The following is a 22,145-nucleotide window of genomic DNA, read 5'->3' as shown; positions in this document are numbered from 1 at the left end:
CTCATGCCCGAAGGCGACACCGTCCACCAGGCCGCCCGGCGACTGCACAGCGCCCTCGCCGGGCACACCGTCACGCGCTCCGACCTCCGCGTCCCGAAGCTCGCGACCGTCGACCTCACCGGGCGCACCGTCCTGGACGTCACCCCGCGCGGGAAGCACCTCCTCACCCGCTTCGAGGGCGGGCTCACCCTGCACTCCCACCTCCGCATGGACGGTTCCTGGAAGGTGTACGCCCCCGGTGAGCGCTGGCGGGGCGGCCCCGGCCACCAGATCAGGGCGATCCTCGGCAACGCCGAGCGCACGGCCGTCGGGTACCGCCTCCCGGTGCTCGAACTCCTCCGCACCGCCGACGAGGACAAGGCCGTGGGCCATCTCGGTCCCGATCTTCTGGGCCCCGACTGGGACCCCGACAAGGCCCTCGCCAACCTCCTCGCGACGCCCGAACGCGCCCTCGGCGAAGCCCTGCTCGACCAGCGCAATCTCGCGGGCATCGGCAACGTCTACAAGTGCGAGATGGGCTTCCTCCTGGGCGTCACGCCCTGGCTCCCTGTAGGCGAGCTACCCGCCGAGACGGCCTCCCGCGTCCCCGCCCTCGCCAAGAAACTCCTGGAAGCCAACCGCAACCGCCCCTCGCGTACCACCACGGGACACGACCGCGCGGGCCAGCGCCTTTACGTGTACGGCCGCGCACCCCGCCCCTGCCTGCGCTGCGGCACCCCCATCCGCCTGGGAGAACAGGGCGACGGCTCCCGCAGCCGCCCCACGTACTGGTGCCCGTCCTGCCAACAGGGCCCAACTTCCTGACCTACCCCCACCAGTTGACGCCCCGTCAGATTCCGCCGTACCGTCCCGTCATGCCCCTCACGGCGTACGACCTCAGCGGACGCACCGCATTCGTCACCGGCGCGGCAAGCGGCATCGGCCGCGCCTCGGCCGTACTCCTCGCGGAAGCGGGCGCCACCGTCCACTGCGCAGACCGCGACATCCAGGGACTCCACGAGACGGCCACGCTCATCAAGGCCGCCGGGGGCACCGCGCACACCCACTCCGTGGACGTCACGGACAGGTCCCAGGTCGACCAGGCCGTCGCGACCGCCGCCGGACCCACCGGCCGCCTGGACGTCATGGCCGCCATCGCCGGGATCATGCACGACAGTCCTGTCCTGGAGACCCGGGACGAGGACCTCGACCGAGTCCTGAACATCAACTTCAAGGGCGTTCTGTACGCCTGCCAGGCCGCGGCCCGCACGATGATCGCGGCGAATGCGGAGATCGCGCCGAAGCACGCGGACAAGCCCGACCACCCCGGCAACTCCCGCAACCCCGACCGCCCCCGCAACCCCGGCAGCATCATCACCATGGCCTCGGGCGCCATCGACACCGGAGGCCCTGGCCTCCTCTGCTACGGCGCGGCGAAAGCCGCCGTGGTCCAGCTCACGAAGACTCTCGCCACCGAGGTGGGCAGATACGGCATCCGCGTGAACGCGGTGGCCCCCGGCTGGATCCGCACCCCTATGACCGACCGCCACGACGCCGACGCCCAGGCACACACCGAGGGGCTCATGATCCGCATGTCCCCCTTGGGCCGCGTGGGCGAGCCGGAGGACATCGCACACGCCGTCCTGCACCTGGCGTCCGATGCCTCCGCCTTCACGACGGGCCAGATCCTCCGCCCGAACGGTGGCGTCGCCATGCCTTGGTGACAGCGTCACCGGCGGACCGGGCAACACCCCCGGCCGTACGCTTCCCAAACCACCCCGCCACACCACCACGCGCCGCACCACCATGCGCCGCACCACCCGCCCCCCGGCCACTCTCCCCGCCCGGAGAGGCCTGCGAGGCGGACCCAGCAGCTCGGGATGCCTGGGGCGCCCGGGACGCCCGAGCAGCCCGAGCCGCAGCTCGCGACGCCCCCACAGCACGGGACTGCGGCACACAGTGCACCGGCAGCAGACTCAGCCCCCACCCACCGGCCGCGACAGCCCCCTCCAGGACGCCCGCCTCAGGGACGAGGGCCAGCCGCAGCACGCCCCACCACCAGAGCGCGCCGAGCACCAGAGCCGGCGCCCACCGCACGACTCTCCATGCCACGGCCACCACCTCCGCACGAGGCCCGACGCCCGAATCCTGAACCTGGCGTCCGACGCTAGATGCCCGGACCCGCTGGACGGGAGGGCGCACCACAGGGCACACGAGGCACGACCACCGCCCCGTTCAGCCACTCCCCGGGCTCAACCGGCTCAGCTCCCCCACGACGACGCACGTACCCGGCCAGTCGCCCACCGCACCCCCCCAGCCCCTCCCCGATCACCCGTTCTCAGCCCGCGCCCCCGCCCCAGCCCCTCCCCGATCAACCGTTCTCAGCCTGGAACATCCAGTGATGCTTCTCCAGGTCGGCCGTGATCCCGATGAAGATGTCCTGGCTCACCGGGTCCGCCTCGCCGGTCGCCTCGACCCGCTCCCGCATCCGCGTGATCACCGCACCAAGCGCGTCCACCAGCGTTCCCACCGCGTCCGCGTCCTTGACCCAGCCGGCGGCGACATCGCCGATGCCGCTGCTCCGCGCCACGGTCGATGCGCGACCGTCGGGCGATACACCGAGCGTGGACGCCCGCTCCGCCACAGTGTCGGAGTGTGTCCGCGCCGTGTCCACGACCTCGTCGAGCTGCAGATGGACGGAGCGGAAGCGCGTGCCCACCACGTTCCAGTGGATCTGCTTGGCCACCAGGGAGAGATCGACCAGGTCCACGAGCGCCCCTTGCAGGGCTTCTGAGACCGTCTTCAGATCCGCTTCGGACAGAGGGCTCTTCACGACGTACATCCAGCCTCCAAAGATCATGGGAACGCGTAAGCGAAAACCCCCACCAACCATGGCATAAATGAGCCAATAGGGACATCGCACAGAGTGCGCGCAGCGTCACCACCCCAGCCAGCCCGCTCCCCAGCTCACCCCTCATTCCGCCCCACCGCCCCACCCCTGGCTGGACAAGCCCCCGAAACGCACAAAAGCCCCAGCCGGTAACCCAGCCAGGGCTTCGTACACATATGAGCGCTCAAACAGCGTGCGCAGTCAACGCAGCATCACGCGGCGACGACGTCCACCGCCTCCGCAGGCGCCTTGATCGTCACCCGTTCCGGCGGCACACCGCTCACCGAGACGGAATTGAGCATCGGGCGAACCGGTGCGCGCACCGGTTCCGTAGCCGCTGCCGACGCAGCCAGTTCGGCGAGGGAGAGCTCATCGCTCACCTCGCGCATCAGCTCGGACATCCGTACGTCAAGCGCGTCGCAGATCGCGGAAAGCAGCTCGGAGGATGCCTCCTTCTGCCCCCGCTCCACCTCGGAAAGATAGCCGAGCGAGACTCGGGCGGACGAGGAGACTTCGCGCAGAGTACGGCCCTGGCGCTGGCGCTGCCGACGCAGCACGTCACCCAGCAGGCGACGGAGCAGAATCATCGGTGGCTCCCTCCTCGGACCGCGTAGCCGCATCCTTCACGCCCCACCGTACCGCCTCGCGCGGCGGCCGTGCGGGGAGCGATGTCGTGTTCACTCAGGGCTGCAAACATCAAGTCCCCCCGTTCTGTTCCGTATCCTGTGCCCGCCCGTTCCCGGCACGTTCGCCGGACAGCCGCTCGACCAGCAGCGTGAGCACGCTCCGTACACTCTCCATACGGATGTCCGAACGCTCACCGTTCAACCGCAGAGCGGCGACTTTCCCCTCAGAGCGAAGAGCGGAATCCACGCCGCCGACCGCCGTCGCAGGCCCGGCATCCGGGGAAACCGGCCCGCCGACGGCCACGACCGGCCCCGCGACCGCCACGAAGACCGTCCCGACCGGCTGCCCGTCCTGCGGCTCCGGCCCGGCGACGCCCGTGGTCGCGATACCCCAGTCCGCGCCCATGACCTTGCGCACACCCGCCGCCATCTGCAGCGCCACCTCGGCGTCCACGACGCCGCGCTCGGCCAACAGAGTGCCGTCGACCCCGAGCAGCTCATGTTTCAGCTCGGTCGCGTAAGCCGTCACGGACCCGCGGAAGACCCGCGAGGCCCCCGGCACGGCTGTCAGCTCGGCGGCCACCAGGCCCCCGGTGAGCGATTCAGCGACGGCGAGCGTCTCGCCCCGCGCCTGAAGCAGCCGCAGCACCTGCGCGGCCGAACCCGTCGACATCACGGAACCCATCGACTTCACGAAGCCGACTCCCGGTTCCCTTCGCCGGAAGCGGAGGCCGACGCCTCTGCGCCTCCTTCGCCGGAAGCGGAGGCCGATGCCTCCGCGGCTGCCGCTGCCGCCTCCGCCGCCGCGGCGGAGGCCAGCGACGCCGCCTGCGCCTCCGCGAGGCCGGAGCGGCGCAGCAGGATCGCCTGGCGCACGTAGTCGAGGCCGGTCACGACGGTCAGGACGACGGCGACCGCCATCACCCAGAACCGCAGCGTGGCGAGCGGCCCGGTCAGCGCGAGGACGTACATCCCGGCGGCCGTGCCCTGCCAGAGGGTCTTCATCTTGCCGCCGCGACTGGCCGGAATGACACCGAAGCGGATCACCCAGAAGCGCAGCAGTGTGATCCCGAGCTCACGCCCGAGAATGACGCCCGTCACCCACCACGGCAGATCGCCGAGGTACGAGAGACAGATCAGCGCGGCGCCCATGATCGCCTTGTCGGCGATGGGGTCGGCGATCTTCCCGAAGTCCGTGACCAGGTTGTACGTACGTGCGAGGTGCCCGTCGAAGAGGTCCGTGATCATGGCGACGGCGAACGCCGCCCACGCCCACGCGCGCCAGGCCGGGTCGTACCCGCCGTCGGCGAGCAGGAGCATCACGAAGCCGGGCACGAGCAGCAGCCGGATCACCGTCAACAAGTTGGCGACGTTCCACACGCTGGCCTGATTGACGGCCGCAGCGCCCAACTTTCCGCCGCGCACCGGCTTGGCGCCCTGCGCGCCGGAGCCGCCCGCGGCGGATGCCGGGACTCCGGTCATCTGCGTGCCTCCTCGGCCGGAATCCGGGGCGAGTCGCCCAGAATTTCGCTGTACTCAGCCACCAGGTCCACACCTTCCGTGCCGACCACCTTTGCCACGACCATACGACCGACCTGCAGGTCCTCCCCACCCGTGGCCCCCGCGAAGCGGATCTGGCCGTCCGTCTCGGGCGCCTGGTGAGCCGCCCGGCCGATCGCGCCGTCCTCCTCGTCCACGGACTCCACGAGCACCTCGACGGTCTCACCGAGACGGTCGTCGGCACGCTGTGAGGTCAGTTCCTCGGCGAGCCGCGAGATGCGCGCGAGCCGCTCGTCGACGACGTCCTGGTCCAGCTTGTGCTCGTACGTCGCCGCTTCGGTGCCCTCCTCGTCGGAGTACCCGAAGACGCCGATGGCGTCCAGCCGCGCACCCGTGAGGAACCGCTCGAGCTCGTCCACGTCGGCCTCGGTCTCGCCGGGGAAGCCCACGATGAAGTTGGACCGCACGCCGGCCTGCGGCGCCTTCGTACGGATGGTGTCCAAGAGCTCCAGGAAGCGGTCGGTGTCCCCGAAGCGCCGCATCGCCCGCAGCACGCCGGGGGCGGAGTGCTGGAAGGACAGGTCGAAGTAGGGGGCGACCTTCTCCGTGGAGGTCAGTACGTCGATGAGCCCGGGGCGCATCTCGGCGGGCTGGAGGTAGCTGACGCGCACCCGCTCGATCCCGTCGACGGCGGCCAGCTCGGGCAGCAGCGTCTCCAGGAGACGGATGTCACCGAGGTCCTTGCCGTACGAGGTGTTGTTCTCGGAGACGAGCATGACCTCCTTGACGCCCTGCTCGGCCAGCCAGCGCGTCTCGCCGAGCACGTCCGAGGGGCGCCGCGAGATGAAGGACCCGCGGAAGGAGGGGATGGCGCAGAACGAGCAGCGCCGGTCGCAGCCGGAGGCCAGCTTCACCGAGGCGACGGGGTTGGTGCCCAGGCGCCGCCGCAGCGGGGCACGCGGCCCCGAGGCGGGCGCGAGCCCTTCGGGCAGGTCCACGGGCGCGTGGCCCGGCAGCGCGACGTCTGAGCCCGCCTCCTGGCGCTCAGCGGGGCTGATCGGCAGGAGCTTGCGCCGGTCACGCGGGGTGTGGGCCTCGACACTGCCGCCGCTGAGGATGGTGTTCAGGCGGGTGGAGATGTCGGAGTAGTCGTCGAAGCCGAGGACACCATCGGCTTCGGGGAGGGCGTCGGCGAGTTCCTTGCCGTAGCGCTCGGCCATGCAGCCGACGGCCACGACGGCCTGGGTCTTGCCATGGCCCTTGAGGTCATTGGCTTCCAGCAGGGCGTCGACGGAGTCCTTCTTGGCGGCTTCGACGAATCCACAGGTGTTGACGACGGCGACATCCGCGTCTTCGGCGGCCTCGACGAGCTGCCAGCCGTCCGCCTCCAAGCGGCCTGCGAGCTCCTCCGAGTCCACCTCGTTACGGGCGCAGCCAAGAGTGACAAGGGCGACGGTACGGCGTTCGGGCATGCTCTCAAGACTACTTCGTCCCTGCCCGGGCCCCCGCCGCGAGGGTCCGGGCCGCCGTCACCCGCCGTCACAAGGGTCAGCCGACCTCGGGGTCGCCCTTGGTGTACGTGAGCCGCTCGACCTGGCCGGGCTCGAACTCGTTGTCGACCGTCTTGCCGTTCACGAACAGGTGGATCGCGCCCGCGTCACCGAGGACGAGGTCGATCTTCTGCTTGTCCTGGAAGGTCTTCGACTTGCCCTGCTCCAGGACGCCGTCGAAGAGCGTGCGGCCGTTGTGGTCCTTGGCCGAGATCCAGCTGCGGCCGTCCGCGGCGTTGACCTTGACCGTGACCTTGTCCTGGGGAGCGCCGGCGATCGCGCTGTCCGACGGGTCCGGCTTGGGGTCTGCGGGCTTGTTCGGCGCGGGCTTGCTGGCGGGCTTGCTGGTGGCCGGTGTGGCGCCCTCGGCGACCTGCGACTTCGATCCGTCCTCTTCGCCGCCGCCGCTGAACGCGGTGAAGCCGACGAAGCCGATGACGGCGACGATCGCAGCGACCATGGCCGCGGTCCAGTTCGGGCGGCCCCGATCGGACCTGATCCGCTCGGCCTCGAAGAGCGGCGCCGCGGGAGTGGGCGCGGGCGGGCGACCGCCGTGCGCCTCGTCGTACTGGGCCAGCAGGAGGGCAGGATCGAGCCCCACGGCACGTGCGAGCGTACGGATGTGTCCGCGGGCGTACACATCTCCGCCACATCGGGAGAAGTCGTCCTGTTCGATCGCGTGCACGATCGGGATACGCACCCGAGTGGACGTACTGATCTCGTCGACGGTCAGGCCCGCGTCGATGCGCGCCTGCTGCAGCGTGCGCCCGATGGAGGGCCGGTCGTCAGCCGGACTCTCGGCTGCCGGACGGTCGTCCGCGGGCAGGTCGTCGTTAGGTCGGTGGTCTGAAGGGCGGTCGTCTTCAGGGGAGTTGCCGATGGACACGGGGGCGCCTTTCGAGCGTGTAGCCACCTGCCGGATGTTCAGTCTAGGGGGGTTCCCGAAGGGTGGGGCAACTGGGCGACGGACTTTGTACGCCATCGGAATGGCGGGACATCCTGATGGTGGGGCACGGTGCTTTCCCTCCCCTCAACTTGACGTATGCCGAGAGGAAACGGTTGCCTGCCGCTCCCTTATGGGTGAGCCTCCCCGCGGATCACGGCCAGCACGCCATCCAGCTCATCGGGTTTCACAAGAACGTCACGAGCCTTTGAGCCCTCGCTGGGACCCACGATGCCGCGCGACTCCATGAGGTCCATGAGCCGTCCGGCCTTGGCGAAGCCGACCCGCAGCTTGCGCTGGAGCATCGACGTGGAGCCGAACTGGGTGGAGACGACCAGCTCGGCGGCCTGGCAGAGCAGATCGAGATCGTCGCCGATGTCCTCGTCGATCTCCTTCTTCTGCTTGGTGGAGACGGTGACGTCGTCCCGGAAGACGGGCGCCATCTGGTCCTTGCAGTGCTGGACGACGGCGTGGATCTCGTCCTCGGTGACGAAAGCGCCCTGCATACGGGTGGGCTTGTTCGCGCCCATCGGCAGGAAGAGCCCGTCACCCTTGCCGATCAGCTTCTCGGCACCCGGCTGGTCGAGGATGACGCGGCTGTCGGCGAGCGACGAGGTCGCGAAGGCGAGCCGCGAGGGCACGTTCGCCTTGATCAGGCCGGTCACGACGTCCACGGACGGCCGCTGCGTGGCGAGCACCAGATGGATGCCCGCCGCCCGGGCGAGCTGCGTGATGCGCACGATCGAGTCCTCGACGTCGCGCGGGGCGACCATCATCAGGTCGGCGAGCTCGTCGACGATCACCAGGAGGTACGGGTAGGGGGTGAGCTCACGCTCACTGCCCTCGGGCGTCTTGAGCTTGCCCTCGCGCACGGCCTGGTTGAAGTCGTCGATGTGCCGGTAGCCGAACGCCGCCAGGTCGTCGTAGCGCAGGTCCATCTCGCGCACGACCCACTGGAGGGCCTCGGCGGCTCGCTTGGGGTTGGTGATGATCGGCGTGATCAGGTGCGGGATGCCCTCGTACGCGGTGAGCTCGACGCGCTTGGGGTCGACGAGGACCATCCGTACGTCCTCGGGGGTCGCCCGCATCATGATCGACGTGATCAGGCAGTTGATGCACGAGGACTTACCGGAGCCGGTGGCTCCGGCGACCAGGATGTGCGGCATCTTCGCCATGTTGGCCATGACGTAGCCGCCCTCGACGTCCTTGCCGAGCGCGACCAGCATGGGGTGGTCGTCCTCGGCCGCGTCCGCCAGACGCAGCACGTCGCCCACGTTGACCATCTCGCGGTCGGTGTTCGGGATCTCGATGCCGACCGCGGACTTGCCGGGGATGGGGCTGATGATGCGGACGTCGGGGCTGGCGACCGCGTAGGCGATGTTCTTGGCCAGAGCCGTGATCTTCTCGACCTTCACGGCCGGGCCGAGCTCGATCTCGTACCGCGTGACGGTCGGGCCGCGCGTGAATCCGGTGACGTCCGCGTCGACCTTGAACTCGCTGAAGACGTTGCTGAGCGAGGCCACGACCGCGTCGTTCGCGGCGCTGCGGGTCTTGCCGGGGCCGCCGCGCTCCAGCAGGTCGAGCGCGGGCAGCGAGTACGTGATGTCGCCGGACAGCTGCAGCTGCTCGGCCCGCGGCGGCAGCTCCCGCTGCCTCTCCGGGGCGGACTTGGTCAGGTCCGGCACTCCGGAGTCCTCGGACTCGCCGGGCTTCTTCCGCCGCACGCCGGGCGGCGGGCTGTCCGTGGCGCGCGCGGTCGGCACCGGCGCGGAACTCTCCGCCGGCTTCTCGGGCGGCTCGGGCTTTTCGTCGCGCTCCCCGGAGACGCCCTGCGTCAGGTCGGCGACCAGCGGCGAGGGCGGCATGCCGTGCAGCACGGCACCGTCCAGCGCGGCTGCCGCGGCGGCCGCCACGTCCACCGCGTCCATCGGACGGTCCAGGGAGGGCTGTGCGGCCCTGCGGGGCCTGCGGCGCCGGGTGAGCGCCTCCTCCTCCGCCTGGTCCGGGGAGTACGCCTCAGGGGCCCCGGCGCGCCTGCGTGAGCGAGCGGGCAGCGCCTCGCGCCACTGCTCCTCGTAACGCTCGTCGTCGTCCGCGTAGTCACCCTGCACCTCGTCGGGTGCCGGCTGGACGATGCCGAGCTTGACGCCGAGCAGCCGCAGCCGCTGCGGGATGGCGTTGACGGGCGTCGCCGTGACCACGAGCAGCCCGAAGACGGTGAGCAGGACGAGCAGGGGTACGGCGAGGACCTCGCCCATGGTGAAGATCAGCGGGGTCGACATGGCCCAGCCGATGAGTCCGCCCGCGTCCCGTATGGCCGCCATGCCGTCCGCGCGGGCGGGCGAACCGCAGGCGATGTGCACCTGGCCGAGCACGCCGATCACGAGAGCGGACAGGCCGATCACGATGCGGCCGTTCGCCTCGGGCTTCTCGGGGTGCCTGATGAGGCGTACGCCGATGACCGCGAGCAGTATCGGAAGGAGCAGGTCGAGGCGGCCGAACGCGCCGGTCACCAGCATCTCGACGAGATCCCCGACGGGACCGCGCAGATTCGACCAGGTGCCGGCGGCGACGATCAGCGCGATGCCGAGCAGCAGCAGCGCGAGGCCGTCCTTGCGGTGCGCGGGGTCGAGTCCCTTCGCGCCGCGCCCTATGCCGCGGAACAGCGCGCCCACGCTGTGCGCGAGACCGAGCCACAGGGCGCGCGCGAGGCGGTACACGCCGCCCGTGGGACTGGGCGCCGGCTTGGGTACGGGCTTCTTCGCCACGGCTTTCTTGGCGGGCGCCTTCTTCGCCGGGGCCTTCTTGGCGGGCGGCTTCTTGGCCACGGCCTTCTTCGCCGGAGCCTTGGTGGGCGCGGCCGCCTTCTTCGCGGGCGTCTTCTTGGCTGCGGACGGACGTGAGGCCATGGGTCTGAGGTTACCGGTGGAGGCCACTGCGGACACGTGTGCCCACCGCTTCACCCGTTTGTGTCGCCCTTGCGGGGGCGGTGAACTGACGGATGTTCACCGCCCCCGCAACGATCAACTCTGGGAGGACACCGAAGTCGCACCGCTTCCGGTGCCCGGCTCCAGGGCGTCAAGAGCCCGCCGGAGGCCGGTGAGTTTGCGTTCGAGATGGGCCGCGGTGGCGACCGCGGCGGCATCCGCCGAGTCGTCGTCCAGCTGCTTCGAGAGCGCCTCGGCCTGTTCCTCGACGGCAGCCAGGCGCGCGGAAAGCTCGGCGAGAAGCCCCGCGGGCTCCTTCGCGTCACCTGCCGTGGACTTGCCGCCGCCCTCCAGCTGGAGACGCAGCAGCGCTGCCTGCTCCCGCAGTTGGCAGTTCTTCATGTACAGCTCGACGAACACCGAGACCTTCGCGCGCAGCACCCACGGATCGAACGGCTTGGAGATGTAGTCCACCGCACCGGCCGCGTACCCGCGGAACGTGTGGTGCGGGCCGTGGTTGATGGCGGTGAGGAAGATGATCGGGATGTCCCGGGTCCGTTCTCGCCGCTTGATGTGCGCGGCGGTTTCGAAACCGTCCATGCCTGGCATCTGGACGTCCAGCAGAATGACCGCGAAGTCGTCCGTGAGTAGTGCTTTGAGCGCTTCCTCCCCGGACGATGCCCGTACCAGGGTCTGATCGAGCGCAGAGAGGATGGCCTCCAGCGCCAGCAGATTCTCCGGCCGGTCATCGACCAGGAGGATCTTGGCCTTCTGCACCATGGCCCGCCCTCCTCGCCCCGGCGGTACACCGGGCGCCGCCCCAGGGGACGACTCCCTTACGCCGTCCGTCCTTGTGCCGGTCATCGTAGCCGCACCCCGCCTGTCGCCACACCCTGTCACCGCGATGTCACTGTGCACGTAGCAGAAACGCAGTGGGAGACCAGAAGGTTCCCCGAATACCGCGCTTCTACACGGCCTCGGCCACACTCTGTCAGCAACTCCGCGTAATGAAGCCGCTTCTCGGTCACTCCCCGCGCATCCACTGCTCCATCACCGAGAGCAGATGATCCGGGTCGACCGGCTTCGTAACGTAATCGGACGCCCCGGAGTCGATGGCCTTCTCCCGGTCGCCCTTCATGGCCTTCGCGGTGAGCGCGATGATCGGCAGCCCGGCGAACTGCGGCATCCTGCGGATCGCCGACGTCGTCGCGTACCCGTCCATCTCCGGCATCATGATGTCCATCAGGACGACCGTCACGTCGTCGTGCTGCTCCAGGACTTCGATGCCCTCACGGCCGTTCTCCGCGTACAGCACCGAGAGGCCGTGCTGCTCCAGGACGCTGGTGAGCGCGAACACGTTGCGGATGTCGTCGTCGACGATGAGCACCTTCTCGCCGCCGAACTGGTAGCCCGGTCGCGCCTCGGCCGCCTCCTGCTGCCCCGGCGTCGGCCACTGCTCCTGCGAGCGCTCCCCCTGGGGCTCCGCGACGCCCTGCCCCGGCAGCACCGGCGGCTGCTCCGAGGAGGCGTGCGCAGCACGACGCCGACGCCTGAAGAGCGTGCCGGAACCCGGCGTCGCGTCCAGCCGCGGCGGCGTGACACCCTCGCTCGGCGCGGGCTGCTCGGCCGTGGACGCGCCCTCCTCCAGGGCGGGCCGCGCGACCGTGCCCGGCAGGGGCGACAGCTGCGAGTAACCCTGGGGCGGCAGTTCGCTCGGGTGCAGGGGCAAATAGAGCGTGAACGTCGATCCGCGGCCCGGTTCGCTCGCCGCGTGGATCTCACCGCCGAGGAGACGCGCGATCTCCCGGCTGATGGAGAGCCCGAGGCCCGTACCGCCGTACTTCCTGCTCGTCGTTCCGTCGGCCTGCTTGAACGCCTCGAAGATGACCCGCATCTTGCTGCCCGCGATACCGATGCCGGTGTCACTCACCGAGAACGCGATCAGGTCCGCGTCCGCGTCGCGCAGCGAACCCGCCTCCAGGAGCTGTTCGCGGATGGCGTTGGGCACATCGGCGTTAGCGTGCCGGATCACCAGCTCGACCGCTCCGGAGTCGGTGAACTTCACCGCGTTGGACAGCAGGTTGCGAAGGACCTGGAGGAGCCGCTGCTCGTCCGTGTGCAGCGTGGCGGGCAGCTCCGGAGACACCCGTACGGAGAAGTCGAGCCCCTTCTCCGCGGTGAGCGGCCGGAAAGTGGCCTCTACGTAGTCCACGAGTTGCACCAGGGCGATGCGCGTCGGGGAGACGTCCATCTTGCCCGCCTCGACCTTCGACAGGTCGAGGATGTCGTTGATGAGCTGCAGCAGGTCCGAGCCCGCGCCGTGGATCGTCTCGGCGAACTCCACCTGCTTGGGGGTGAGGTTCGCGTCGGCGTTGTCGGCGAGCAACTTGGCCAGGATCAGCAGGGAGTTGAGCGGCGTACGCAGCTCGTGCGACATGTTCGCGAGGAACTCGGACTTGTACCGCATGGAGACCGCGAGCTGTTCGGCGCGCTCCTCGAGGACCTGCCTGGCCTCTTCGATCTCGGTGTTCTTGACCTCGATGTCGCGGTTCTGCTGGGCGAGCAGCTCGGCCTTCTCCTCCAGTTCGGCGTTGGAGTCCTGCAGCGCCTTCTGCCGGCTCTCCAACTCCGCGGAGCGCTCGCGCAGTTGCTCGGTGAGCTCCTGCGACTGCTTGAGCAGCACCTCGGTCTTCGTGTTGACGCTGATGGTGTTGACGCTCGTCGCGATCATCTCGGCGATCTGACTGAGGAAGTCCTTCTGGATCTGCGTGAACGGCTGGAAAGCGGCCAGCTCGATCACGCCGAGGACGGTTCCCTCGAAGAGCACCGGAAGGACGATCACCTGCGCGGGCGGCGCCTCGCCGAGGCCGGACGCGATCCGCAGATAGCCGGACGGCGCGTTCTCCACGAGGATCGTGCGCCGCTCCTGCGCCGCCGTGCCGATCAGCGTCTCGCCGGGCCGGAAGGACGTCGGCATGGAGCCCATGGAGTAGCCGTAACTGCCCATCATGCGCAGCTCGTACGCGTCGCCCTGCTCGGCGCCCGGCTCCGGGGCGTCCTCCGTGGGCAGCGCCAGGAAGAACGCGCCGTGCTGCGCGGAGACCACGGGCGTCAGCTCGCTCATGATCAGCGAGGCGACGTCCGCCAGGTCCCGGCGGCCCTGCATCAGACCGGAGATGCGGGCGAGGTTGCCCTTGAGCCAGTCCTGTTCCTTGTTGGCGAGGGTGGTGTCGCGGAGGTTGGCGATCATCGAGTTGATGTTGTCCTGAAGGACCTGGATCTCGCCCGCGGCATCCACGTCGATCTTCAGGTTCAGGTCACCGCGCGTCACCGCGGTGGCGACCTCGGCGATGGCACGCACCTGACGCGTCAGGTTTCCGGCCATCTCGTTCACGGACTCGGTGAGGTCACGCCACGTGCCGTCGACGTCCCGCACCCGGGCCTGGCCGCCCAACTGCCCTTCCGTACCCACCTCGCGGGCCACGCGCGTGACCTGCTCGGCAAAGGACGACAGCTGGTCGACCATCGTGTTGATGGTGGTCTTCAGCTCCAGGATCTCGCCCCGGGCGTCGATGTCGATCTTCTTGGTCAGGTCGCCCTTGGCGATCGCGGTGGTGACCATCGCGATGTTGCGGACCTGGCCGGTGAGGTTGGAGGCCATGCCGTTCACGGACTCCGTCAGGTCCTTCCACGTGCCCGAGACTCCGGGCACCCGGGCCTGACCGCCGAGGATGCCGTCCGTGCCCACCTCGCGGGCCACCCGGGTCACCTCGTCCGCGAACGAACTCAGCGTCTTCACCATCGTGTTGACGGTGTCGGCGAGCTGCGCGACCTCGCCGCGCGCCTCGACGGTGACCTTCTTGGTCAGGTCTCCGTTGGCGACCGCCGCCGCGACCTGGGAGATGTTGCGCACCTGGCCGGTCAGGTTGTTCGCCATCAGGTTGACGTTGTCGCTGAGGTCCTTCCAGGTGCCGGTGACGCCCGGGACCCGCGCCTGACCACCCAGGTTGCCCTCGGTGCCCACCTCGCGGGCCACGCGGTTGACCTGCTCGGCGAAGTTGGAGAGCTGGTCGACCATCGTGTTCACGGTGGTGACGAGCTCGAGGATCTCGCCCTTCGCGTCGACGGTGATCTTCTTGGAAAGGTCACCCATGGCGACGGCCGTGGTGACCTCGGCGATGTTGCGCACCTGGAGAGTCAGGTTGTTCGCCATGCCGTTCACGGACTGCGTGAGGTCCTTCCAGGTGCCGGAGACACCCTGCACCTCCGCCTGGCCGCCCAGGATGCCGTCGGTGCCCACCTCACGGGCCACCCGCGTCACCTGCTCGGCGAAGGCCGAGAGCTGGTCCACCATCGTGTTGAGGGTGTTCTTCAGCTCCAGGATCTCGCCGCGCGCGTCCACGTCGATCTTCTGCGACAGGTCACCGCGGGCCACCGCCGTCGCCACCTGCGCGATGTTGCGCACCTGGGCGGTGAGGTTGCCGGCCATGCCGTTCACGGAGTCGGTCAGATCGCGCCACACACCGGCCACGCCGGGCACCTGCGCCTGCCCGCCCAGGCGGCCCTCCGTGCCCACCTCGCGGGCCACCCGGGTCACCTGGTCGGCGAAGGCGGAGAGCTGGTCGACCATCGTGTTGATGGTGTTCTTCAGCTCCAGGATCTCGCCGCGCGCGTCCACGTCGATCTTCTGCGACAGGTCGCCCCGGGCCACCGCCGTCGTGACCTGAGCGATCTGACGCACCTGCGACGTCAGGTTCCCCGCCATGAAGTTGACGGAGTCGGTCAGTTCCTTCCAGGTTCCGCTGACACCGTCCACGCGGGCCTGGCCGCCGAGGCGGCCCTCCGTGCCCACGTCGCGCGCCATCCGCGTGACCTGGTCGGCGAAGGACGACAGCTGGTCCACCATCGTGTTGACGGTGTTCTTCAGTTGAAGCATCTCGCCGGAGACGTCGACGGTGACCTTCTGCGAGAGATCGCCGTTGGCGACCGCCGTCGTGACCTGCGCGATGTTGCGCACCTGGCCCGTGAGGTTGCGGAAAGCAGTGTTGACGGAGTCCGTCAGGTCCTTCCACGTGCCGGCCGCGCCCTGCACCTGTGCCTGACCGCCGAGTTCACCCTCCACGCCGATCTCGCGCGCCACACGCGTCACTTCGGCACCGAAGGCGGAGAGCTGGTCGACCATCGTGTTCACGGTGTTCTTCAGCTCGAGCATCTCGCCCGCGACATCGACCGTGACCTTCTGCGAGAGATCACCGTTGGCGACCGCCGTCGTCACCGTCGCGATGTCCCGCACCTGCGTGGTGAGGTTCCGGAAGACCGTGTTCACCGAGTCGGTGAGGTCCTTCCACGTCCCCGCCGCGCCCGGCACATTCGCCTGCCCGCCGAGCTGCCCCTCCGCGCCGACCTCGTTCGCCACACGGGTGACCTCGTCCGCGAACGTACGCAGCGTCTCGGTCATCTGGTTGATCGTCTCGGCGAGCTGCGCGACCTCGCCGCGCGCGCTGACCGTCACCTTCTGGGACAGATCGCCGTTCGCGACGGCCGTCGTGACCTGGGCGATCCCACGCACCTGGGCGGTGAGATTGCCGGCCATAAGATTCACCGAATCGGTGAGGTCCTTCCACACTCCCGCCACACCAGGCACCTGCGCCTGGCCGCCGAGCTCGCCTTCCGTGCCGACCTCGCGCGCGACGCGGGTCACCTCGGAGGAGAACGACGAGAGCTGGTCCACCATCGTGTTGACGGTGTTCTTCAGCTCCAGCATCTCGCCGGCGACGTGAACCGTCACCTTCCGCGACAGGTCACCCTTGGCGACCGCCGTCGTGACGAGAGCAATGTCACGCACCTGCGCGGTGAGCCGGTACGCCATGGTGTTCACCGAATCCGTGAGGTCTTTCCACGAACCGGACATACCGCGTACCCGCGCCTGGCCGCCCAGCTTGCCCTCGGTGCCCACCTCGCTGGCCACGCGCGTGACCTCGTCGGTGAACGTCGAGAGCTGGTCGACGAGGTTGTTGACCGTACGGCCGACCTTCAGGAACTCCCCGCGCAGCGGGTGACCGCTCCCCTCGTCGGCCTGCGCCCGCAGCTCCATGCGCTGCTCCAGGTCACCCTCGGCGACCGCCGAGAGCACCCGCCCGACCTCCGAGACGGGGCGCACGAGATCGTCGACCAGCGCGTTCGACGCGTCGATCGCCGCCGCCCACGAGCCCTCGCTCGCGCCGGTCTCCAGGCGCTCCGTGAGTTTGCCCTCACGTCCGACCATCCGCCGGACCCGGGAGATCTCTCCGGTCAGGTGCAGATTGCGGTCGGCCACCTCGTTGAAGACGGCGGCGATCTCGGACATGACGTCGTCACCGGACACCGTGAGCCGCTTGCGGAAGTTTCCGTCCCGCATCGCCACCAGCGCCGCGAGCAACCTGTTCAGGGCCGCTGCGTCCACCGACGTGGTCGCCCCATGGCGCGGTTTGCGCTGTTTGCTCTGGGACTGTCCGTCTTTCGCACGCGTTTTAGTGCCCCGCGTCGCTGCGCCAGACTCCACTGTGTCCCTCCCGCAAGGGTCGACCGTACTGCTCGGGTTACCTGGGCTCTCTCCAAGAAGCTTGCCCAGTGTTTCACCATGGCTGAACCAGGCCATAACAGTTCGGCAGCTTCGCACACCGTCCGCACACCCTCCGGGCGGAAACACCGACGACCGGCATCAGCATGGACGGCGAAGGTAAGTAACCTGGCATCCGGCTGTCCAACCACCCCGGTCCTGCCCGGCCTGGGCGGTGGCACACGTACAAGCGGGCATCGGAGGGGCGGCCGCACCATGGTGGGAGACTTGGGCGTCGATGCTCGTACGAGGAGTTCTGTGATCACCGCGCGCGCGGCTGCGACTTTCGACCCCGTCGGGCGTTCCGTCGCGACGGCCCGCTCCTTTGTCCGCGACACCCTCCAGGGCTGGGGGTTCACGGACATCGTCGACGACGCCGTCGTCCTCACCAGCGAGCTCGTCACCAACGCCGTGGTGCACGCCGGAACCGCCGCCGACGTCCTGTGCCTGCGCACCGAGGACGCCGTACGCATCGAGGTCTCCGACCACTATCCGGAACGCGAGATCCCGCTCCAGCAGGCCGCCGTGAACATGGGCAACCCGGACCGCGAGGGCGGCCGCGGCCTCCAGCTGTGCGCGGCGCTCGCCACCCGCTGGGGCGTCGACTACACCCCCACGCAGAAGCAGGTCTGGTTCCAACTCGACCTCCCCGACCGCTCGGTGGGCACCCGGGCAGCGGGCCCCGCCCTCCCCGCCGACCTGCTCCCGCTCACCGACGGCAGAGTCCGCGTGGCCGTCGTCCAGATCGACCGGGTGGGCGCGATCTCCGCCTGGAACGAAGACGCCGAAGAGCTCTTCGGGTACGTCTCCGAACAGGTCACCGGCAAACCGCTCACCGACTTCGCCGCCTGGCCGCACACCCCCGGTACCAGCACGGGCATCGTGGAAGCGCTCCAACTCTCCCGCTGGGAGGGCAGTTACGGCATCCGCGGCTCCGACGGCCGCGTGACCCCCGTCTACGCCTCGCATCTGCGCGTACGCGACGCCGACGGCGAACCCTCCACGGTCTGCCTGCTCGTCCGCGACGACGAGCGAGCCGTCCTGCAGACCCCGTTGCGCGGCCCCGCCCCCGAGCCTGGAGCGCTCACCGAGTCGCACACCGCCGACCCCTTCGAGGTCTTCATCGGCTCCCCCGCGCCGGACGACCTCGACGGTCTGCTCCAGCGCACGGTCGAGCGCGCCCGCGACATGCTCGACGGCGACGCCGCCTTCCTGCTCCTCGCCACGGACGACGAGACAGAGCTCGAGGTACGCGCCTCCACGGGCCTTCCCTCGGCCCGCCAGCGCTTCGCCCGCGTCCCCGTGGAGGCCGGCCCCGGTCGCTATGGCTCCGCCCGCATGCCGGCCGTCCACGAGGACCTCACGGTCGTCCCCGGCGCCGTACCGCTCCTCAGCGGCACGGGCATGCGCTCGGTGGTCACGGTCCCGCTGAAGGTCGAGGGGCGCCTCACGGGCTCCCTGGGCGTCGCCGCCGAGGCCCCCGACCGGTACTCCAACGAAGAGGCCCTGCGCCTCCAGTTCGCCGCCGACCGCATCGCCCTCGCCGTCGAGTCCGCGCGCCTCGGCGAGCTGGAACGCCTGCGCCGCGGCTCGCTCTCCTTCCTCGTCGAGGCATCGGACCTCCTCGCGGGCACCCTGGACCGCGACCAGACCCTGGCGCTCATGGCACAGATGACGGTCCCGACGCTCGCCACCTGGTGCGCGGTCTACACGATCGCCGACCAGTCCTCCGAGCCCTATCTCTCGTACGTCCTCCACGAGGACGAGGAGCGCATCGACGGCCTGAAGGCGCTCCTCTCCAAGATCGCCCCTCCCGACCCCGTGCCGACCCCGGGAGCCCGCGTCTGGGCCGCCCCCTCGGAGGCCGCCCACCAAGCCGCCCTGCGCACCTCCATGCGCAGCCTCGGCCTCGGTGAGCCCATGAGCCTCGGCTCAGGCATCGGCACGACGCTCTCGACGGCGTCGGCGGTGGGCGGCGAGACGGTCGTCCTGCCCCTGGTCGCCCGCAACCGCGTCATCGGCATGCTCACGCTGGGCAAGCCCTCCGACGAACACTTCCGCCAAGAGATCCTGGAACTGGCCGAAGACCTCTCCCGCCGAGCGGCCCTGGCCCTGGACAACGCCCGCCTGTACTCGGAGCGCATGGCCATCAGCCAGTCCCTCCAGCGCAGCCTGCTGCCGCCGGGGCTCCCGCAGATCCCGGGCGTCGAGGTCGACGTCATCTACCGCGCGGCCGGCGAGGGGAACGAAGTCGGCGGCGACTTCTACGACCTCTTCCCCATCCGCGACGGCGCGTACGGCTTCGCGATCGGCGACGTCTGCGGCACGGGCCCGGAGGCAGCCGCGGTCACCGGCCTGGCCCGCCACGCCCTGCGCCTCCTCGCCCGCGAGGGCTTCGGCGGCCCCGCCGTCCTGGAACGCCTGAACGCCGCGATCCTCGACGAAGGCGCCCGCAGCCGCTTCCTGACTCTCCTCTACGGGGAGTTGTGGCCGCAGGAGGACGGCTCGGCCGTCCTGAAGATCGTCTGCGCCGGCCACCCGCTCCCGCTCCGCCTGCGCCAGGACGGAACGGTCGAGCCGTACGCGGAGCCGCAGCCGCTCCTCGGCGTCATGGACGACCTGGAGCTCTACGAACAGACGATGACGCTCGACCCGGGCGACGTCCTGCTCTGTGTGACGGACGGGGTCACCGAGCGCCGCGAAGGCACCCGCATGCTCGGCGACGACGGCCTCGCGGACGTCCTCACCACCTGCACGGGACTCACCGCGGGCGCGGTCGCGGCCCGCATCATGCGCGCGGTCGAGCGCTTCGCGACGGACGCCCCGTCGGACGACATGGCGATCCTCGCGATGCGCGTCCCCGACGTCCAGAAGGACTGACAGCCTCGCCCGGGGGCCCTTGGGTCCCCGGGAAACAAGAAAGTCCCCGCCCAACTGGGCGGGGACTTTCCCGTCTTGCTCGCTGAGCCCCCATGCGGAATCGAACCGCAGACCTTCTCCTTACCATGGAGACGCTCTACCGACTGAGCTATAGGGGCCTGTTGCGCTTCGCGGTTTCCCGCGCGGCAACGGAATAGATCATACCTGAAATCGAAGGTGCCTCGAACCGGCCGTTCCTCTGGACCGCCCGCACCGCCACTGCCACTCTGCGCCCATGCCGACCCGACGTGGAACATCCATGCGGAACTCCTTGCCCGTGGCGCTGTCCGCCTTGCTCCTGCCGCTCGCGGCCTGCGGGTCCGACGACGACAAGGCGGCGGACCAGAAGCCCACCAAGAAGCCGCCGGCAGCGGAGACCCCGCGCCCCGGCGACCAGAAGGTAACGCTCACCTGGAAAGGCAAGAAGCGGGTCTACACGGTGCACGCCCCGCCCGGCTACAACCGCTCGGAAAAGCTCCCGCTGGTCATCGCCATGCACCCCTATCCGGCCGACGGCGCGGCAGCGGCCACGATCAGCGGCCTCAGCGCCAAAGCGGACAAGGAGAACTTCCTCGTCGCCTATCCCGACGGCCTCAACCAAGCCTTCAACGCGTTGATCTGCTGCGGCACCGAGGACGACGTGGGCTTCATCCGTACGATCACGAAAAGGCTGACCAGCACCTGGAACGCCGACCCGGACCGCGTCTACGCGACCGGTATCTCCAACGGCGGCGACATGTCCTACAAGCTGGCGGTCGAACTCCCCGACACCTTCGCGGCCATCGCCCCGGTCAGCGGCGGCTATCTCGGCCCCGAGGCGGCGAAGGACTCGTACATGTCGAAAACCCCGGTCTCCGTGATCACCTTCATCGGCGGCCTCGACAAGTACTACGCCGGGATGGACGAGGGCATCACGGCCTGGCAGAAACGCCTGTCGTGCAAGACGAGCCAACCCGAGAAACTAAAGAAAAAGATCAAAAAAACAACAGCCAAGTGCCGCGACGGCTCGAACGTGGTCGTCTACCGGCTGCCCGACATGGGCCACTCCTGGCCGGGCGGTGCGGGCGGCAGCATGTCCGACCCCACCGCGGGAATCAACGCGACAGACCTGATGTGGAAGTTCTTCAAGTCCCACACCAAGGAGGCGCCTTGAGGAACGCGGCTCTCAGAACGCCGGCTGGAGAAGCCCGCCGAGCGCGTTGCACGCGGACACCACACGCTGCAACTCGCGCCGCGACATAGCCGCGTCGACCGGCAGCGCCAGGGTGTCGTCCGCGGCACGCTCGGTCTCCGGCAGAAAGACGTCCCGCCAGAACTTGGGCGTGCGGTGAACGGGCGTCTTCACGGGCACCCGGCAGTCAATTCCCTTGGCCCGCACAGCACGCGCGAACGCGTCCCGGTCCGGCCGCCCATTCCCGGGCACCCGCACGACGTACTGCTGATAGCTGTGCCCCTCGACGCCGTCCGGGGTGATCACACCGCCGAGCCGCCCACTGAGGTAGGCCGCGTGGGCCCGCCGCTGCGCACGCTCGTCGTACGGCGCCTCGGACTCTCCCTGCTCCAGTACGAGGATGCCGTGCCGCGTCCCGACGTCCCGAAGGCGCCTCACGTCGGCCGGGTGCCCGAAGCGGTGCACGACGACCACAGCGGCCGTACGGGAGGTCACGGCGGCGGTCACCGCATCAGGATCGAGGCAGTACGACGCCCGATCTATGTCCGCGAACACGGGCACGGCCCCTGCCAGGACCACGGCCTCGGCGATCTCGACGTTTCCGTACGCCGGCACGATGACCTCGTCACCGGCACCGACACCTGCGGCTCGCAACATGCCAACTGTCCCCATGACTCTGGATGTTGGCTGCGGAACGTGAACGGCAAGTGACGCAAAACAAAAAAGAGCTGGTCCCTGAACCGAAGTTCAGGGACCAGCTCTATCAATAATAGTTCGGCGGCGTCCTACTCTCCCACAGGGTCCCCCCTGCAGTACCATCGGCGCTGTGAGGCTTAGCTTCCGGGTTCGGAATGTAACCGGGCGTTTCCCTCACGCTATGACCACCGAAACACTATGAAACTGTCAACCGCACCGCAGTCGTGGCCCGACATACGGGGTTGTTCGTGGTTTCAGAACCAACACAGTGGACGCGAGCAACTGAGGACAAGCCCTCGGCCTATTAGTACCAGTCACCTCCACCCGTTACCGGGCTTCCAGATCT

At 69.3% G+C, this 22,145-nt stretch carries 14 protein-coding genes, 1 tRNA gene and 1 rRNA gene; 4 read left to right on the top strand and 12 right to left on the bottom strand.

Annotated elements, in window-relative coordinates:
* The first annotated feature begins 3 nt into the window (after positions 1-3).
* Both ACWFRU_RS08150 and ACWFRU_RS08145 read left to right on the top strand, forming a co-directional pair.
* Positions 4-804 carry an Fpg/Nei family DNA glycosylase gene (locus tag ACWFRU_RS08150; RefSeq protein ID WP_453685307.1) on the top strand — a complete coding sequence of 267 codons (801 nt, stop codon included), beginning with the start codon at positions 4-6 and terminating at the stop codon, positions 802-804.
* Positions 805-854: 50 nt separating this feature from the next.
* Positions 855-1,703, top strand: a complete 849-nt coding sequence (locus ACWFRU_RS08145) for an SDR family NAD(P)-dependent oxidoreductase (RefSeq protein WP_453685306.1) — start codon at positions 855-857, stop codon at positions 1,701-1,703.
* Between the two features lie 647 nt (positions 1,704-2,350).
* Here ACWFRU_RS08145 and ACWFRU_RS08140 read toward each other — a convergent pair.
* From ACWFRU_RS08140 to ACWFRU_RS08100, 9 genes are all read right to left on the bottom strand, one after another.
* Positions 2,351-2,821, bottom strand: coding sequence for a Dps family protein (locus tag ACWFRU_RS08140; RefSeq protein ID WP_453685305.1), 471 nt, complete (start codon positions 2,819-2,821; stop codon positions 2,351-2,353).
* Positions 2,822-3,081: 260 nt separating this feature from the next.
* Entirely contained in the window at positions 3,082-3,456 is a 375-nt protein-coding gene (locus ACWFRU_RS08135; RefSeq protein WP_160507571.1) for a helix-turn-helix domain-containing protein, read from the bottom strand.
* Between the two features lie 109 nt (positions 3,457-3,565).
* Entirely contained in the window at positions 3,566-4,180 is a 615-nt protein-coding gene (locus ACWFRU_RS08130; protein WP_453685858.1) for a CinA family protein, read from the bottom strand.
* Between the two features lie 5 nt (positions 4,181-4,185).
* On the bottom strand, positions 4,186-4,977 hold the full coding sequence (pgsA, locus tag ACWFRU_RS08125; protein ID WP_453685304.1) for a CDP-diacylglycerol--glycerol-3-phosphate 3-phosphatidyltransferase: 792 nt from the start codon (positions 4,975-4,977) through the stop codon (positions 4,186-4,188).
* Positions 4,974-6,467, bottom strand: a complete 1,494-nt coding sequence (rimO, locus tag ACWFRU_RS08120) for a 30S ribosomal protein S12 methylthiotransferase RimO (protein ID WP_453685303.1) — start codon at positions 6,465-6,467, stop codon at positions 4,974-4,976. Before rimO ends, pgsA begins: the two co-directional genes overlap by 4 nt.
* A gap of 76 nt (positions 6,468-6,543) precedes the next feature.
* The gene (locus ACWFRU_RS08115; protein ID WP_453685302.1) at positions 6,544-7,431 is read right to left on the bottom strand and encodes a helix-turn-helix domain-containing protein; all 888 of its coding nucleotides are present in this window, start codon (positions 7,429-7,431) and stop codon (positions 6,544-6,546) included.
* A 188-nt stretch (positions 7,432-7,619) separates the two neighbouring features.
* On the bottom strand, positions 7,620-10,397 hold the full coding sequence (locus ACWFRU_RS08110) for a DNA translocase FtsK (protein ID WP_453685301.1): 2,778 nt from the start codon (positions 10,395-10,397) through the stop codon (positions 7,620-7,622).
* 114 nt (positions 10,398-10,511) lie between these two features.
* A complete protein-coding gene (locus ACWFRU_RS08105) occupies positions 10,512-11,195 on the bottom strand; it encodes a response regulator (RefSeq protein ID WP_453685300.1) in 684 nt (227 codons plus the stop codon).
* Between the two features lie 244 nt (positions 11,196-11,439).
* Positions 11,440-16,956: a HAMP domain-containing protein gene (locus ACWFRU_RS08100; protein ID WP_453685299.1), complete on the bottom strand. Its 5,517-nt coding sequence runs from the start codon at positions 16,954-16,956 to the stop codon at positions 11,440-11,442.
* A gap of 273 nt (positions 16,957-17,229) precedes the next feature.
* On the opposite strand from ACWFRU_RS08100, the gene ACWFRU_RS08095 reads away from it, so the two are divergent.
* A complete protein-coding gene (locus ACWFRU_RS08095; RefSeq protein WP_453685298.1) occupies positions 17,230-19,893 on the top strand; it encodes a SpoIIE family protein phosphatase in 2,664 nt (887 codons plus the stop codon).
* 85 nt (positions 19,894-19,978) lie between these two features.
* Here ACWFRU_RS08095 and ACWFRU_RS08090 read toward each other — a convergent pair.
* Positions 19,979-20,051, bottom strand: a tRNA-Thr gene (locus ACWFRU_RS08090).
* Positions 20,052-20,191: 140 nt separating this feature from the next.
* Here ACWFRU_RS08090 and ACWFRU_RS08085 point away from each other — a divergent pair.
* Complete coding sequence (locus tag ACWFRU_RS08085; RefSeq protein WP_453685297.1) at positions 20,192-21,085, top strand: extracellular catalytic domain type 1 short-chain-length polyhydroxyalkanoate depolymerase; 894 nt, start codon at positions 20,192-20,194, stop codon at positions 21,083-21,085.
* Positions 21,086-21,097: 12 nt separating this feature from the next.
* On the opposite strand, the gene ACWFRU_RS08080 is transcribed toward ACWFRU_RS08085, so the two are convergent.
* Both ACWFRU_RS08080 and rrf read right to left on the bottom strand, forming a co-directional pair.
* Positions 21,098-21,760 carry a DegT/DnrJ/EryC1/StrS family aminotransferase gene (locus ACWFRU_RS08080; RefSeq protein ID WP_453685296.1) on the bottom strand — a complete coding sequence of 221 codons (663 nt, stop codon included), beginning with the start codon at positions 21,758-21,760 and terminating at the stop codon, positions 21,098-21,100.
* Between the two features lie 115 nt (positions 21,761-21,875).
* Positions 21,876-21,992, bottom strand: a 5S ribosomal RNA gene (gene rrf / locus ACWFRU_RS08075).
* Positions 21,993-22,145: the final 153 nt, after the last annotated feature.

The sequence above is a fragment of the Streptomyces sp. NPDC055099 genome (assembly GCF_053607685.1).
Note: the sequence above shows the minus strand (reverse complement) of the source record. Positions and strands in the feature narration are given on the sequence as shown.

Excerpts from the sequence above, each read along its gene's own strand:
- ACWFRU_RS08135 (WP_160507571.1), bottom strand. The coding sequence starts at position 3,456 with ATGATTCTGCTCCGTCGCCTGCTGGGTGACGTGCTGCGTCGGCAGCGC.
- ACWFRU_RS08080 (WP_453685296.1), bottom strand. The coding sequence starts at position 21,760 with ATGTTGCGAGCCGCAGGTGTCGGTGCCGGTGACGAGGTCATCGTGCCG.
- ACWFRU_RS08150 (WP_453685307.1), top strand. The coding sequence starts at position 4 with ATGCCCGAAGGCGACACCGTCCACCAGGCCGCCCGGCGACTGCACAGC.
- ACWFRU_RS08110 (WP_453685301.1), bottom strand. The coding sequence starts at position 10,397 with ATGGCCTCACGTCCGTCCGCAGCCAAGAAGACGCCCGCGAAGAAGGCG.
- ACWFRU_RS08095 (WP_453685298.1), top strand. The coding sequence starts at position 17,230 with ATGGTGGGAGACTTGGGCGTCGATGCTCGTACGAGGAGTTCTGTGATC.
- ACWFRU_RS08085 (WP_453685297.1), top strand. The coding sequence starts at position 20,192 with ATGCGGAACTCCTTGCCCGTGGCGCTGTCCGCCTTGCTCCTGCCGCTC.
- ACWFRU_RS08140 (WP_453685305.1), bottom strand. The coding sequence starts at position 2,821 with ATGTACGTCGTGAAGAGCCCTCTGTCCGAAGCGGATCTGAAGACGGTC.
- rimO (WP_453685303.1), bottom strand. The coding sequence starts at position 6,467 with ATGCCCGAACGCCGTACCGTCGCCCTTGTCACTCTTGGCTGCGCCCGT.
- pgsA (WP_453685304.1), bottom strand. The coding sequence starts at position 4,977 with ATGACCGGAGTCCCGGCATCCGCCGCGGGCGGCTCCGGCGCGCAGGGC.
- ACWFRU_RS08145 (WP_453685306.1), top strand. The coding sequence starts at position 855 with ATGCCCCTCACGGCGTACGACCTCAGCGGACGCACCGCATTCGTCACC.
- ACWFRU_RS08130 (WP_453685858.1), bottom strand. The coding sequence starts at position 4,180 with ATGGGTTCCGTGATGTCGACGGGTTCGGCCGCGCAGGTGCTGCGGCTG.
- ACWFRU_RS08105 (WP_453685300.1), bottom strand. The coding sequence starts at position 11,195 with ATGGTGCAGAAGGCCAAGATCCTCCTGGTCGATGACCGGCCGGAGAAT.